The organism is Phaeovibrio sulfidiphilus, assembly GCF_014861485.1.
In the GTDB taxonomy this organism is placed as follows: domain Bacteria; phylum Pseudomonadota; class Alphaproteobacteria; order Rhodospirillales; family Rhodospirillaceae; genus Phaeovibrio; species Phaeovibrio sulfidiphilus.
Map to the genome: position 1 here is coordinate 405,409 of NZ_JACZHT010000001.1, position 14,690 is coordinate 420,098.

Below are 14,690 nucleotides of genomic sequence, written 5' to 3' on the forward strand. Positions count from 1 at the left end.
GCTTCTTATTGCCCCCCGGGGCTATGCCGTCTTTTTCTGCCCGATTTTTGTCTCGGTCCCGTTTCTCAGGCGCTCGATGTTGGAGCGGTGCCGGATCCAGGCCAGGACCGCCAGCCCCAGAAAGGCGAGCGCGTGGCCGAAGGACGCAAAAAAGAGCGCCAGAACCGGGGCCGCGGCCAACGCCACGAGCGCCGCAAGCGAGCTGTAGCGGAAGATGGCCGCCACAGCGAGCCAGGTCGCGAGGCACAGAAGCCCCACCGGCCACGAGGTCACCAGAATGACCCCCAGGGTGGTGGCCACCCCCTTGCCGCCGTTGAACTTCAGCCAGACGGGGAAGTTGTGCCCCAGGACCGCGAACACACCGGCGATCAGGGCCGCGTCAACCGAGGCAAACGCCACCCAGGCGATGGCCGCCGCCAGAGCTCCCTTGCCCGAGTCCAGCAGCAGGGTCAGGGCGGCCAGCCCCTTGCGCCCGGTGCGCAGCACGTTGGTGGCGCCCACGTTGCCCGATCCGATCTGGCGGATGTCCCCCAGCCCGGCCAGGCGCACCAGGACAAGGCCGAAGGGAACCGAGCCCAGAAGGTACCCGAAAACCGCAAGCCCCAGCAGGGCCGGCCAGCCCGAGACAAACGCGGAGAGCGCAAGGCCAAGGTCGGTCAGCATGCCTCATACACCTTTCTGCCGTCGATGACGGTCGTCAGAACGCGGCCGCGGACGGCGCGTCCGTCAAAGGGCGAGTTCTTGGACTTGGAGCGGAAGGCACTGGCGTCAACCTGCCAGGGAGCCTCCGGATCGAAGAGAACGAAGTCGGCCTTGTCCCCGGCCTTCAGGCGTCCCCCGGGCAGGCGCAGAAGGCGCGCCGGGGTCTCGCTCAGGCGCCGGACCACGTCCAGAAGCGTCAGCGCGCCGGAGTGATACAGCTCCAGGGACACGGGCAGCAGGGTCTCGAGCCCCACGGCACCGAAGGCGGCGGCCGCGAAGGTCTGGCGCTTGTTGTCCTGGTCCTGCGGCGAGTGGTCGGAGGCAATGCAGTCAATCACGCCCTCCCTGAGGCCCTCGACGATGCCCAGCCGGTCATCTTCCGAGCGCAGGGGCGGGGACAGCTTGGCAAACGTCCGGTAGTCCCGGACGGCGTCCTCGGTCAGGGAGAAATAGAACGGCGCCGTGTCACACGTAACCGGCAGGCCGCGCTCCTTGGCCCGGCGGATCAGGCGCACGCTCTCGCGGGTGCTGATGTGGGCCGCGTGGTAGCGCGCGCCGGTCATGGCCACAAGACGCAAGTCCCGCTCCAGCAGGATGATCTCGGCCTCCCGGGGAATGCCCGAAAGTCCCATGCGCGTGGCGAGAGCCCCCGAATTCATGACGCCGGACGCCAGCGAGGGCTCCTCGGGATGCTGGATCACCAGCAGGTTGAAGGTGGCCGCGTAGTTCAGAACCCGGGCCATGATCCCGGCATCCGCAATGGCCCGCACCCCGTCGGTGAAGCCGCAGGCGCCGGAGCCGGCCATAATCGCCATCTCGGCCAGGGCCCGGCCCTCCAGCCCCACCGTGCAGGCGCCGTAGGCATAGACCTTGGGAAGTCCCACCAGGCGGGCACGCCGGGCCACGAACTCCAGCATGGCCTCGTCATCCAGGGGCGGATCCGTGTTGGGCAGGCAGACCATGGAGGTCACGCCACCGGCCACCGCGGCCTCTCCGGCCGTGCGCATGGTCTCCATGTGGTCAAAGCCCGGCTCCCGGAGCTGGACCCGCATGTCCACAAGGCCCGGCGCAAGGCAGGCGCCGGCGCAGTCCACCACCCGGGCGCCGGACACATCCACGTCGGGACCGGCCGCAACAATCGTCTCGTTTTCCACGACCACGGCGCCGGTCGCATCCAGGCCCGAGGCCGGATCCAGAAGGCGCGCGTTAACCCAGGCGACCCGGGGGGAAGAGGTCAGGCCACTCATTTCACCACCTCCCGGCCGGTCCGGTTGCTCAGAAGTTCCAGAACGGCCATGCGCACCGCGACCCCCATTTCCACCTGCATGCGAATGACGGAGCGCTCGAAGTCGTCCGCCACGTCCGAATCGATCTCAACGCCCCGGTTCATCGGTCCCGGATGCATGATCAGGGCATCGGGCCGGGCAAGGGCCAGCTTCTCCCGGTCCAGACCGAAGAAGCGGAAGTACTCGCGGGCGCTGGGGAAGAAGTTGCCCTGCATGCGCTCGGTCTGGACCCGCAGCATCATCACGATGTCGACGTCCCGGAGCCCCTCGCGCATGTCGTGGAAGATCTCGGCCCCCATGGCCCGGACCCCGGAGGGAACGAGGGAACGGGGCCCCACCGCCCGGACCGTCGCGCCCATGGTGGTCAGCAGGTGGATGTTCGAGCGGGCCACACGGGAGTGGGCGACGTCGCCGCAGATGGCCACGGTCAGGCCCTCAAGCCGGCCCTTGCGCAGGCGGATCGTGAGAGCGTCCAGAAGGGCCTGGGTCGGGTGCTCGTGCGCCCCGTCCCCCGCGTTGACCACGGCACAGTTGACCTTCTGGGCCAGCAGGGCCACCGCGCCCGAGTCCGCATGGCGGATCACCAGGGCCTCCGGGTGCATGGCGTTCAGCGTGACCGCCGTGTCAATCAGGGTCTCGCCCTTGGAGATGCTGGAGGCACCCACCTCCATATTGATCACGTCCGCCCCGAGACGCTTGGCCGCCAGCTCGAAGCTGGTGCGGGTCCGGGTGGAGTTCTCGAAAAACAGGTTGATGACGGTCCGCCCGTCCAGGGGCCTCCCGAATGCGGCGTCCCGGGCCCCGAACGAGGCGTAACGCTCGGCGTGGTCGAGAAAGAGTGAAATCTGGTCCCGCGTCAAACCCTCGATCCCGAGGAGGTGTTGCGGCAGGATCCCGGTCTCTGGTGTGGTCATGAAAGGAACTGGCCCCGAAGGAAAAACAGAAAAATGGCGGCTTGAGACTACAGGCTTTCGGGGGAAGGCTTCAAGGGGAAGCACGTTCCCGCCGCACGCGACCGCTCGCGGGAGGCAAAGCCCCCACGGCACACCCGGCCCCCACGGGCGGACACCATGCCGCCGCAGGAGGGCGCTCGCCGCAGGGCGGGCCCTCGCCAAAGACAAGACCCGCACCGCAGGCCCGGCCCTGATGGCTCACACAGCCCCGCAGTTGGCGCCCGACCCGACCCGGGGCACAGCGGCCCGGGACGCGGACAGCGCCGCGACAGGCGGGAGACTACCGCACAACTCCCGGCCTGGTGACTGAAATCCTCGTAAGCAGGACGTGCCCCGGCGGCGAGGGGAGGACCGGCGCCGCGACCGGAAGGCCCCGACAGCGGGGAACGGGCGCACGTGAGACAGGGACAGGGACAGGGACAAAGGAGAGGAGAGGAGAGGAGAGGAGAGGAGAGGAGAGGAGAGACCGGACTGCCGGATGAGCGCTCGACTGGACCGGGACGCGGGGTGCGACGCTCACAACGGGGGGCCCATCCCGGCGATGCAGCGCAGCCACGTCAGGCACGAAGCCGGATAAGGGCCGCGGTGGCTGCCCCCCGGTGCGTCACAGCCCCACCAGTCGCAGCCGCGTCAGGCACGGAGCCGGACAAGGGAATGCAGTGCCCCCCGGGGCGTCACAGACCCATCAATCCCTGTGGAGACACCCGGACGGCTGCCCGTACAGCCCCCTGCCCTGCCCACCGGGAGCGCCCGACCCGTCCGAAGCGTGCGAATCCGCGCGCCACACGTGGTATAGCCATGACCTTTCGGACATATACCCCGCGCTCAAAACACGACCCGCATACACATTTTGACTCCGAAATGCCGACGCCCGCCACCACCCGCCCCAAAATGCCCGCCCCGCACCCCAGTCCGGGGGAATTACCTTTGAATAAGTTGGAAATTGTCGCAAAAATGCCTCCGAAAAGGCTCGATCCGGGAGACAACCGCGACGCACTTTTGAATCCCTCTATCTATCGAGGCGAAACTTTTATATGTCATTTGGTTTTAATTATGATAATATCCCCTTCGGCTCATGACAGACGTAGGGCTACACACTTCACCAAAGCCGCCCGCAGATGAACAGAGCCAGCCGTACTGGCAGGAAAAGGCCGGGGTTTAACGTTCCCCTTTCTCCGGCTCTGTCCTGCGTGCGACAACGGGCCCCCTGTCCCCAGGGGGCCCGACCGCAGTGCTGACCCTGTCCGGGATTCCGGATGGGGCACTTTTTCATGCCCGACGCGCCCCGGCGCGAGCCCCGCAGGCAAACCCGAGGGGCGCAGGCACCAGGGAAGGACAGAAACCGACGGCAAGGAGAGCCCCCGAAGGGCAGGACAGCGGCACCGCCACACAGGTGGCGACACACACCCGAACACCGCCGGGAAGACGGCCGGATCGTCTGCGCAGACGCCGCCGGGTCAGGAGGCCCGACTCGCTCAGGGACGGGATGCCGGCTCTGATCCGGACCGGATGCGAAGGACTGTGCCCCGCGCACGAGCCTGCGGCACCGGAAACAGGGGGTGAAAGAAGCCCCTCGGCGGCAGAACAGCGGATCATCCGTACAGACAGCGCCCCGTCAGGAGGGCCGGCCCGGGCACGGACGGGATGCCGACCCTGAACGAAGGCTGTCACACGCCCCCCCTGGACAGGAGTCGTCTTCCGGGAGCCTGAGCCGGCAGCCGGGGATGCCCCTGATGCCGGGAGCGAATCCGCCCGCCGACCAACGAAACCGCGGCGGCAGAACGGCTCAGCCATCCACGCGCCAGCAGAACCACCGTGTTACGGCACGTACGGCGCGGCCCGGCTGTCCCCGCGCTGACAGAAGCACCGTGTTACGGGGGCGGCTCTGCCAGCCCCGTGCCACCAGCTCCGCCGTTGCGTGGCAACCCGGCCGTCCGCGCCACCGGAGCCCCGTTACAGCACGACTCTGCCGTCCGCGCGCCGGGAGCCATGCGGGCAAAAGAAGAGGCGCGCCCCCTTCATTCCGGGAACGCGCCTGTTTCAGGCGTGGACATGGACACCTCATCCGGCGCAAGCGACCGGACCGTCAGACGTCGCAGGACGCTCAGGCAGCCGCGAGTCGAATGATCAGATCCATGGAGCGGACCTCCGCCCCGGCCGGAATTTCCGGAATCTGGGCAATCGAGACATCCGACGCCGGGATGTCGATCAGCGTGCCGGTTTCCTCGAAGAAGAAGTGATGGTGGTCGGCCGTGTTGGTGTCGAAATAGGACCGGCCCGAATCCACAATCACCTCGCGCAGCAGCCCGCCATCGGTGAACTGGTGGAGGGTGTTGTAGACCGTGGCCAGCGACACGGGCACGTTCGATGCCATCGCCTCGCTGTGCAGGACTTCAGCCGTCACGTGACGGTGGCCGTCACCTTCAAACATGAGACGGGCGAGAGCCAGCCTCTGGCGGGTTGGGCGCAGACCCGCGTGACGCAACTTCTCAAGAAGCGGCCGATAAGGTCGATAGTGGTTCATGACACGTTCCCCGTTGAAAAACACTTCACCGATTCAACAATCGCGTGAATCGGCTCAGGAGTCAAGAACTACTCTTACATAAGATGAAAAATCATGGTGTTGCCGGAGGCTAGCACATAGCAGGTTTATCAGTCTCCGGCAAGGATCTGCTCAACCAGTTCCTTCATGGTGGGGACTCGCCCGTTTGCGTAGGCCGGGTCACCCGCAAAACGGAAGGCCGCGTGCCCGGCGAACATCAGGTTGTCCTCGATGGAGCCGCCGTGGGCGATGAGGCGCAGCGTCTTCTGGATACAGAAGGAGCGGGGGTCCGGACGGTGCCCGGTGGTGCCCTTCTCGTTCTGCGCCCAGTTGGAGAACATGCAGTGGGACAGGCAGCCCATGCAGTCGCGCTGGTCCTGGCGGATGGTCGCAGCGGTCTCGGGGGTGACGAACACCAGGGTGTCATCCGGCGTGCGCATGGCCTCCGTATGGCCTTCCGAGACCCACCAGCGCACCTTGTCCATGTCCTCGGGGGTCAGATACAGCTCCCGGTCGGCCGAGCCCACGGAAAAGGCCGTGGTCCGCTCCGAATCGGGCTCCAGGGAAAAGGGCACCTGCCGCTCGGAGCGGGCGACCAGATCCTTCAGGTACCGGTTCTTGACCGCCGAGCTGTAGAAGCCGGTGGGGCTGAAACGGTGGAGATAGATATCCTCGGGCTTCAGGCTCATCAGCCGGGGCCGCCAGGTGCTGGCGACGGGGCTTTCCTCCACCAGAAGCGGCCGGGTGCCAAACTGGAACGCGATGGGGCCCAGATCCGGGTTGTCGATCCAGTCGGCCCACTCCCGCAGGTACCAGACGCCGCCCGCCATGACGATGGGAACCTCGGGGGTGCCGAGCTCCCGCATGGTCCGGCGCAGGGCCAGGACGCGGGGCATGGGGTTCTGGGGCTCAAGCGGGTTGTCGGTGTTGGACAGGCCGTTGTGTCCGCCGGCTCTCCAGGGATCCTCGTAGACCACGCCGCCCAGGAGGGAGGCGGTCTTGCTGTAGGACCGGCGCCAGAGCGCCCGGAACGCCCGGTCCGACGACACGATGGGGTAGTAGTACACATTGTGGCGGGCCGCGATCTCGGACACCTTGTAGGGCATGCCCGCGCCGCAGGTGATGCCATGGACGAGACCCGGCGTGCCCTCAAGCACCCCTTCCAGCACGGCCTCGGCCCCGCCCATCTCCCAAAGCACGTTGATGTGGATGCGCCCCTCGCCGGCGGCGACCTCGTGGGCAATCTGCACCTGGCTGATGCCGCCGCGGATGCCGTAGGCGATCATCTCGGCCTGGCGCTCCCGGCGGGTCTTGCCGTGGTAGACCTCGGGGATCGGCGCGCCGATCTCGTCGCACGAGTCCGCGTTGACGGCGCTGACGGTCCCCACCGCCCCGGCCGCCGCCCAGGCACCGGAGGTGCGGCCGGTGGAAACGTTCAGCCCCTTGCCGCCCTCAACAAGGGGGAGAACCTCCTTGCCGGAAATCATGATCGGGTTAATACGTTTCACAAGCCATACTCCGGGTTGACGTGAGTTTACTGCACCGACGGGCGGTTTCGGCCCCCCGGCAGTTGTGTACCGGAAACAGAAAGCCCGGGCAAGGCCCGGGCTGTCGTTTTTTTGCACTGCATCAACAGGTTGATCTCGAGATTTAAGCTGTTTTGCACTGCATCAAATCTGAGCCAATCAAAGGGTTGGGGCCGGATTGCGAAAGATCACAACGAGTCCGGCCCCTCCTTTAATTTTCTTAACCTTCGGTCGGAGCCCCGGTTTCCGCGGCTGCGGCACCCAGATCCTCGCCCGTGGCCTGATCGATGGTCTTCATGGACAACTTAACCTTGCCGCGATCATCGAAGCCAACGCACTTGACCTTGACCGAGTCGCCCACGTTGACCACGTCGGTGACCTTCTTGACGCGCTCCGGGGACAGCTCGGAGATGTGCACCAGGCCGTCACGGGTTCCGAGGAAGTTCACGAAGGCGCCGAAGTCCATGACCTTCACGACCTTGCCGGTGTAGATCACACCGACCTCGGGCTCGGCCACGATGCCGCGGATCCAGTCCACCGCCCGCTGGGAGGCAACGCCGTCCGACGAGGCAATGGTGATGGTACCGTCGTCGGCGATGTCGATCTTGGTGCCGGTGACCTCGGTAATCTCGCGGATCACCTTGCCGCCGGAGCCGATGACCTCGCGGACCTTCTGCGGCGGAACCTTGATGGTGGTCATGCGCGGAGCAAAGTCCGAGAGCTCCTCGCGGACGTCACCCAGGCCCTTGGCCATCTCGCCGAGAATGTGGTTGCGGCCGTCCTTCGCCTGGGCGAGGGCGATCTCCATGATCTCCTTGGTGATGGACGTGATCTTGATATCCATCTGAAGGCTGGTGATGCCCCGGTCGGTGCCCGCCACCTTGAAGTCCATGTCACCCAGGTGATCCTCGTCACCCAGAATGTCGGACAGCACGGCAAAGCGGTCGCCTTCCTTGATCAGGCCCATGGCGATACCCGCCACCGGAGCCTTGAGCGGCACACCCGCGTCCATCAGGGCGAGGGAGGAGCCGCACACCGTGGCCATGGACGACGAGCCGTTGGACTCGGTGATCTCGGACACGATACGGATGGTGTACGGGAACTCTTCCTTGGTCGGCAGCATGGGGCGGATGGCGCGCCATGCCAGCTTGCCGTGGCCGATTTCCCGGCGCCCCGGAGAGCCCATGCGACCCGTCTCACCCACCGAGTACGGCGGGAAGTTGTAGTGCAGCATGAAGCGCTCGCGGTACTCGCCCTCGAGAGCGTCGACAATCTGCTCGTCCTGGCCGGTGCCGAGGGTCGCGACCGCAAGGGCCTGGGTCTCGCCACGGGTGAACAGGGCCGAGCCATGGGCCCGGGGCAGAATGCCGGCCGCGGCCTCGATGGGGCGCACGGTGCGGGTGTCACGGCCGTCGATGCGAAGGCCCGTATCCAGGATGTTGCCCCGGACCACGTCCTTCTCCAGCTCCTTGAAGGCCGCCGGAACGAACGCCAGGCCGGCATCGTCGCCGGCGAAGGCCTCGAACACGCGGTCCTGCACCGCCGAGACCTTCTCCTGACGGAGGGCCTTGCGGGGCTCGGCGTAGGCGACGCGCAGGTCGGCCTCGGCCAGCTCGCGGACGCGCTGGGCCACAACCGCCGCCTCGGGGGACGGGGGCTCGACCGGACGGGGCTCGCGGGCGCACTGCTCGGCCAGCTCGATGATGGCATCGATCACGGCCTGGTAGGCGTTGTGACCGAACATCACGGCCTCGAGCATCTGCTCCTCGGACAGCTCGTGGGCCTCGGACTCCACCATGAGGACGCCCTCACGGGTTCCGGCCACCACCAGGTCCAGGCGGGACTCGGAGAGGCGGTCCACCGGCGGGTTCAGCACGAACTCGCCGTCGATGTAGCCGACCGAGGCCGCCGCGACAGGGCCGAGGAACGGCAGACCGGAGAGGGTCAGCGCCGCCGAGGCGCCGATCATGCTCACGATCGCGGGATCATTCTCCAGGTCATGGCACAGCACGGTGCAGATGACCTGGGTCTCGTTCCGGTATCCGTCGACAAACAGCGGACGGATGGGACGGTCAATCAGGCGGGAGACCAGGGTCTCCTTCTCGCTCGGGCGTCCCTCGCGCTTGAAGAAGCCGCCGGGGATCTTGCCGGCCGCGAAGGCCTTTTCCTGATAGTTGACCGTAAGCGGGAAAAAATCGAAAGCGGAGGGCTTCTTCGCCCCCACGACGGTGCACAGCACCGTGGTGTCGCCCAGAGAGGCCATCACCGCCCCGTCCGCCTGGCGCGCCACGCGGCCGGTCTCCAGAACCAGTGTACGTCCGCCCCATTCGATTTCTTTACGGAACACATTAAACATGGACATGCGTTATTTCTTTCCTGACGTAGAGAGCCCCGTCGCCGGATTGCGCCGCCCGCCGGTCCTGCGGTCCCGTCCATCGGGACTGCGCACGGAGTGGTGTGCGGGCGGGGTCCATCCTTCGGACCACCGGAGCCTTGGGAGGCCGCAGGCTTCAGCGGAAGCGCACGGCCGACCCGGAGTGTGGGGACGCGACGCGGGAGAGGTCTCCCGTTCCTGTCAGCGGCCCGGTGCCAGCCTTGTCGTCGGTGGCACGAACGGCGCCCGGGGGAAAACCGGCGCCGTCGGGAAAAAGAAAACCGGACCGGAGCCAGCCCCGGCCCGGCTTGTGCGGCCTACCTGCGCAGGCCAAGTCGAGCAATCAGTTCCGCGTAGCGCTTCGCGTCCTTGCGCTTCAGGTAGTCCAGAAGGCGACGACGCTTGCCGACCATGATCAGAAGGCCACGACGGGAGTGGTTGTCCTTCTTGTGGGTCTTGAGGTGCTCGGTCAGGGAGCTGATGCGGTTGGTCAGGATCGCAACCTGGACTTCGGGCGAACCGGTGTCGCCGTCCTTCTGTGCGAATTCCCGGATGACCTCCTGCTTGTGCTCGGGGGTAATCGACATCGTGTAGACTCCAGTAGGGGTTGGCCCGCCGGACAGCCGGCGTGCTAGGATACAAACCCGCGCAGGGAACGAAGCGCCCCGCGCGACACCTGTGCAAGAGCCACAATACGGCCATCAAGGAGGGCTTGGACCGTTTCCCCTTCGGAAAGCGGCTCCCCCCCGGATCGATCCTGTATCGACATGAGGCTCAGGGCCTGTCCCTGGGACAGGCGACGCGCTTCTTCCTCTGTCAAAGGCACGACCGGGATGTCGTCCAGAGCGGCCTCGACCGGAAGAAGACGCAAGGCGGCAGTATCTTGCTCCAGAGTCCGCAGAATATCCAGCGGAATCGCATCCGCAGCGCGAAAAGGCCCGCACGAGAGTCGTCGCAGGGCCGACACGTAGCCGCAGGTTCCCAGAGCCGCCGCCAGATCCCGCGCGAGCGAGCGCACATAGGTGCCCTTCCCCGCCACAACGTGGAACGAGGCCTCGTCCGGGCCGGGAATGTCCACAAGCTCGAACGCGTGGACCCGCACGGTGCGCGGCTTCAGGGACACCTCCACATCCGCCCGCGCCAGGTCATAGGCCCGCCGGCCGTCCACCTTCACCGCCGAATAGGCAGGCGGAACCTGCACGATATCCCCCACGAACCGGGGCAGCACCGCCTCGATCGCTGCGACGTCCGGCCGGACGTCGCTGGTGGCCACCACCACGCCCTCCTGGTCGTCCGTGTCCCGGGCCTCGCCCCAGCGGACCGTGAAGGCGTAGGTCTTCTCGCCGTCCATCACCCAGGGCACGGTCTTGGTAGCCTCGCCGAAGGCCAGGGGCAGAACGCCCGAGGCAAACGGATCCAGAGTCCCCCCGTGCCCCACCTTGGCGGCGTTCAGCACGCGCCGGGCCACCGCCACGACGTGTGCGCTGCTCATTCCCAGGGGCTTGTCCACATTGAGCCAGCCACTGACCGGCAGTCCCTTGCGCCGCCGGCTCACCGGGAACCGTCTCCGGTCTCCGGGTCGCGAGGGGCGTCCGGGGCGTCGAGGACGTCGGGCATATCCGCATCGGCATCGTCCGCCCGGGCCGCCGCCGCGCCCAGGTCACGGGCCACGTGGGGGGAGCGCAAGATCGCATCGATCTGGCTGGCCTCGTCGAAGGAATGATCCTCCTCGAAGCTCAGGTCCGGAACGACCCGCAGGCGCAGGCGCTCGCCAATCCGCTTGCGCAGATAGGGGCGCGTGATGCGCAGGGCCCGCAGAACCTCGCGCATGTCACCGCCGCCAAGGCGCATGACGAAGGCCGTGGCGTTGCGAAGGTCCGGAGAGATCCGGACCTCGGTCACAGAAATGGGGGGATCGGTCAGGACGGGCTCGTGCACCTCGCCCCGCTCGAACACCTGGGCAAGGACGTGACGGATCTCCTCGCCAACGCGCAACTGGCGCTGGGACGGAGCCCGGCCGCTTCTGCTGGACTGGGTCATTGGCTGGAAACTCTTTCTCAGAACGGATCCCGCAGGGGATCAGGATTCATAAACCGCGAAGACCTCGGCTTCGGTCAGACGCCGGGTCTCGTTCGCGAAATCGTAGTAACCGGGCTTCCGGTCGATGAAAAGCTGGGTGGTGAACACGAAGTCCTGCCCGCGGTCCACAAGACCGGCAGGAAGGATGTATCCGGCCGGGCTCTCGGTGGTGCGGTAGAACAGGTGGGTGCCGCAAACCCGGCAGAAGCCGCGCTCGCCGTGCTCGGAAGACGGATAGACCGCCACGGAGCCGGTTCCGTCGAAGGTGACGTCCGGGCCCGCATCCAGGGCCAGGAAGGGTCCACCCGACCAGGTCCGGCATACGGTGCAATGGCAGGCGGCCACCCGGGGCCGGACCGCGCCCGCGGTAAAGGACACCGCTCCACAGAGGCATCGCCCCGAGCACTGGACGCAATCGGTCATGGGTCTCTCCGGATGCGGCCGGCCGGACAGAGCCGGCCGGAGGCTTTCTCCGGAGACCGGCGAAAACCGCCGGCGCCCGGAGAGACGGACAGGGGAAAACCGTGGGCCGCGCCTAGAGCGTGGCCGCGATTTCCTCCATCTCGAAGCACTCGATCATGTCACCCTTCTGGATGTCGTTGTAGTTCTCCAGCGAGATACCGCACTCGTAGCCCTCGCGGACCTCGCGCACGTCATCCTTGAAGCGCCGCAGCTGCCCCAGGTTGCCCTCGTGGATCACCACGTTGTCGCGCAGCAGGCGGACCTTGGCGCCGCGCTTGACGATGCCCTCGGTGACCATACAGCCGGCGACCTTGCCCACGCGGGAGACGCTGAAGACCTCGCGGATCTCGGCGTAGCCGATGAAGGCTTCCTTGTAGGTCGGCTCCAGCATGCCCGTGAGCATGGCCTTGATCTCGTCCGCCGCCGAGTAAATGATCGAGTGGTAGCGGATTTCGATGTTGTCGCGCCGGGCCATTTCCCGGGCGAGGGGGTTGGCGCGGACGTTGAACGCCACCACGATGGCGCCGGAGGCCTTGGCAAGGGTGATGTCGGATTCGTTGATTCCGCCCACCGCCGCGTGCAGCACCCGGACCTTGACGTCGTCGTTGCCGATCTTCTCGAGGGTGCCCGAGAGAGCCTCCACCGAGCCCTGCACGTCGGCCTTGATGACCACCGGCAGTTCCCTGGCCTCGCCGGCCTGGATCTTCTCGAACATCTGCTCCATGGTCGAGCGCGCCGAGCGGACCTGCTGGGCCTCGCGCTCCTTGCGGCGACGGTACTCGGAGACCTCACGGGCCCGGTTCTCGTCCTCAACCACCACGAAGTCGTCACCCGCCGCCGGCGTGCCCTGGAAGCCCAGAACCTCGACCGGCATGGCCGGGGTTGCCTTGTGGACGCGGCGGCCGTTCTCGTCGACCAGGGCGCGAACACGACCCCACTCGCAGCCCGCGACAAAGATGTCGCCGACCTTCAGGGTTCCGCGCTGCACCAGAACCGTGGCCACCGAGCCGCGGCCCTTTTCCATCTTGGCCTCGATCACGACGCCCTCGGCGCTGTGGTCCGGGTTGGCCTTCAGGTCCAGGATCTCGGCCTGGAGAAGGATGGCCTCCTCGAGTCCCTCGAGGTTGATGCGCTTCTTGGCCGAGACCTCGACGGTCTGGACGTCGCCGCCCATCTCCTCGGTCACGATCTCGTGCTGAAGCAGGCCCTGGATCACCTTCTGGGGGTTGGCCTCCGGAAGGTCGACCTTGTTGATGGCCACGACGATGGGCACATTCGCCGCCTTGGCGTGGCGGATGGCCTCCACCGTCTGGGGCATGATGCCGTCGTTGGCCGCCACCACCAGGACCACGATGTCCGTCACCGAGGCGCCGCGGGCGCGCATGGCGGTGAACGCCGCGTGACCCGGGGTGTCGATGAAGGTGATCTTCTGGCCCGAGGGGCTGGTGACCTGGTAGGCACCGATATGCTGGGTGATGCCGCCCGCCTCGCCGCTGACCACGTTGGTCGAGCGCAGGGCGTCCAGCATGGAGGTCTTGCCGTGGTCCACGTGGCCCATGATGGTCACCACCGGGGGACGGGGGCGCAGGGACTCTTCCGGATCCGGGGTCTTGTCCACCAGGCCCAGCTCCACGTCCGCGTCCGAGACCCGGTGCGCGGTGTGACCGAACTCGGCGACCACCAGCTCGGCGGTGTCGGCATCGATGATCTGGTTGATCGTGGCCATCACGCCCATTTTCATCAGGCACTTGATCACGTTGGCACTGCGCTCCGCCATGCGGTTGGCGAGTTCCTGAACCGTGATGGCCTCGGGGATGGTCACGTCACGGGTGACGCGCTCCTGGGCCTGCTGCTCACCCTCGAGCTTGCGGCGCTCCTTCTGCTTGGCGCGCCGGACGGCGGCCATGGAGCGGGCCCGCTCGGCGAGCTCCTCGCCCGACAGGGCGGCCGAAATGGTCAGCTTGCCGCGACGCTTGGGCTCGACACGCTTCGTGGCGGCCGGAGCCTTCGGCGAGGGGGCACCCCGGCCAATGGTCTTCTTGGGACGGACGTCGTCCTCGTCCTCGTCGGCCGCGGCGCGGGCGCCGGGAACGGGCGGGGGAACGCGGGTCGCTCCCGGTCCGGGAACGGCAACCTCGGGCTCGGGCGTGACCCGGGCCTCGGGGGCGGCATCCACAACGGGTTCCGGAGCCGGCGGAGCGGCAGCGGCGGCCTCGGCGGCCAGACGCGCGTTGCGGGCCTCCTCCTCGGCGGCACGGCGGGCGTTCTCCTCCTGCTCGGCCTGGAGACGGGCGGCCGCGCGGGCCTCCTCCTCCTTGCGGGCAAGCTCCTCGGTGCGGCGGCGGGCCGCCTCCTCCAGCACGCGAAGACGGGTCTCCTGCTCGGTCACCGTCAGGCCGCCGTCCTTTCGGGGAGCGGACTTGCGGGCCGCCTGGGCCTGCATGGACCCGGAGTCACCGTTTCCGTCAGGCTTGGCGGCGCGGCGACGGCGCGCGGGCGTCTTGCTCTCAACGGTCACGTTGCGGGACTGCCCTTGTCCGAGAGTCTGGCGGACCTGGTTCTTCTGCCCACCAGACCGCTCGAGCGTCCCCCTGGACGAGAGCGAGAGCGGGGCTTTGCGGTCCTTGTCATTCGTCATGCGACTTGCCTTGTTCACTGTATCTGTCACCGGAATAACCGGCCGGTACTCTATACAACTCCGGGAACAGCCCGGCCAACTGGTTCGAAACGGGTTGCCCCGGTCTGCTCGCCGGCTTCACCCCGGGC

General features: G+C 67.1%; 11 protein-coding genes. All 11 read right to left on the bottom strand.

The genetic code is table 11. The features are described 5' to 3' along the window. Nucleotides 1-21 precede the first annotated feature (21 nt). The 11 genes from plsY to infB all read right to left on the bottom strand — a co-directional run bounded on the left by plsY (nt 22) and on the right by infB (nt 14,562). Entirely contained in the window at nt 22-660 is a 639-nt protein-coding gene (gene plsY / locus IHV25_RS01715; RefSeq protein ID WP_420825412.1) for a glycerol-3-phosphate 1-O-acyltransferase PlsY, read from the bottom strand. Then, nucleotides 657-1,949 (bottom strand): dihydroorotase, encoded by a 1,293-nt coding sequence (locus IHV25_RS01720; RefSeq protein WP_192533235.1) that lies wholly within the window; start codon nt 1,947-1,949, stop codon nt 657-659. The genes plsY and IHV25_RS01720 overlap by 4 nt, the downstream gene beginning before the upstream one ends. Beyond that, on the bottom strand, nt 1,946-2,902 hold the full coding sequence (locus IHV25_RS01725; protein ID WP_192533236.1) for an aspartate carbamoyltransferase catalytic subunit: 957 nt from the start codon (nt 2,900-2,902) through the stop codon (nt 1,946-1,948). The genes IHV25_RS01720 and IHV25_RS01725 overlap by 4 nt, the downstream gene beginning before the upstream one ends. 2,143 nt (nt 2,903-5,045) lie before the next feature. Next, nucleotides 5,046-5,465 carry an iron response transcriptional regulator IrrA gene (irrA, locus tag IHV25_RS01730; RefSeq protein WP_192533237.1) on the bottom strand — a complete coding sequence of 140 codons (420 nt, stop codon included), beginning with the start codon at nt 5,463-5,465 and terminating at the stop codon, nt 5,046-5,048. A 128-nt stretch (nt 5,466-5,593) separates the two neighbouring features. Then, a complete protein-coding gene (locus IHV25_RS01735; RefSeq protein WP_192533238.1) occupies nt 5,594-6,991 on the bottom strand; it encodes a nitronate monooxygenase family protein in 1,398 nt (465 codons plus the stop codon). A gap of 238 nt (nt 6,992-7,229) precedes the next feature. Continuing rightward, on the bottom strand, nt 7,230-9,371 hold the full coding sequence (pnp, locus tag IHV25_RS01740; protein ID WP_192533239.1) for a polyribonucleotide nucleotidyltransferase: 2,142 nt from the start codon (nt 9,369-9,371) through the stop codon (nt 7,230-7,232). Between the two features lie 329 nt (nt 9,372-9,700). After that, entirely contained in the window at nt 9,701-9,970 is a 270-nt protein-coding gene (rpsO, locus tag IHV25_RS01745; RefSeq protein WP_192533240.1) for a 30S ribosomal protein S15, read from the bottom strand. A 44-nt stretch (nt 9,971-10,014) separates the two neighbouring features. Then, on the bottom strand, nt 10,015-10,938 hold the full coding sequence (gene truB, locus IHV25_RS01750) for a tRNA pseudouridine(55) synthase TruB (protein WP_192533241.1): 924 nt from the start codon (nt 10,936-10,938) through the stop codon (nt 10,015-10,017). Then, a complete protein-coding gene (gene rbfA / locus IHV25_RS01755; RefSeq protein ID WP_192533242.1) occupies nt 10,935-11,423 on the bottom strand; it encodes a 30S ribosome-binding factor RbfA in 489 nt (162 codons plus the stop codon). Before rbfA ends, truB begins: the two co-directional genes overlap by 4 nt. 39 nt (nt 11,424-11,462) lie before the next feature. Continuing rightward, entirely contained in the window at nt 11,463-11,885 is a 423-nt protein-coding gene (locus tag IHV25_RS01760) for a GFA family protein (RefSeq protein ID WP_192533243.1), read from the bottom strand. Nucleotides 11,886-11,997: 112 nt separating this feature from the next. Next, the gene (gene infB / locus IHV25_RS01765) at nt 11,998-14,562 is read right to left on the bottom strand and encodes a translation initiation factor IF-2 (RefSeq protein ID WP_192533244.1); all 2,565 of its coding nucleotides are present in this window, start codon (nt 14,560-14,562) and stop codon (nt 11,998-12,000) included. Nucleotides 14,563-14,690 lie beyond the last annotated feature (128 nt).

What these genes read in the sequence shown, in the direction of transcription:
- IHV25_RS01720 (WP_192533235.1), bottom strand. Translation starts at nt 1,949, where the DNA reads ATGAGTGGCCTGACCTCTTCCCCCCGGGTCGCCTGGGTTAACGCGCGC.
- IHV25_RS01725 (WP_192533236.1), bottom strand. Translation starts at nt 2,902, where the DNA reads ATGACCACACCAGAGACCGGGATCCTGCCGCAACACCTCCTCGGGATC.
- irrA (WP_192533237.1), bottom strand. Translation starts at nt 5,465, where the DNA reads ATGAACCACTATCGACCTTATCGGCCGCTTCTTGAGAAGTTGCGTCAC.
- pnp (WP_192533239.1), bottom strand. Translation starts at nt 9,371, where the DNA reads ATGTCCATGTTTAATGTGTTCCGTAAAGAAATCGAATGGGGCGGACGT.
- rpsO (WP_192533240.1), bottom strand. Translation starts at nt 9,970, where the DNA reads ATGTCGATTACCCCCGAGCACAAGCAGGAGGTCATCCGGGAATTCGCA.
- rbfA (WP_192533242.1), bottom strand. Translation starts at nt 11,423, where the DNA reads ATGACCCAGTCCAGCAGAAGCGGCCGGGCTCCGTCCCAGCGCCAGTTG.
- IHV25_RS01760 (WP_192533243.1), bottom strand. Translation starts at nt 11,885, where the DNA reads ATGACCGATTGCGTCCAGTGCTCGGGGCGATGCCTCTGTGGAGCGGTG.
- infB (WP_192533244.1), bottom strand. Translation starts at nt 14,562, where the DNA reads ATGACGAATGACAAGGACCGCAAAGCCCCGCTCTCGCTCTCGTCCAGG.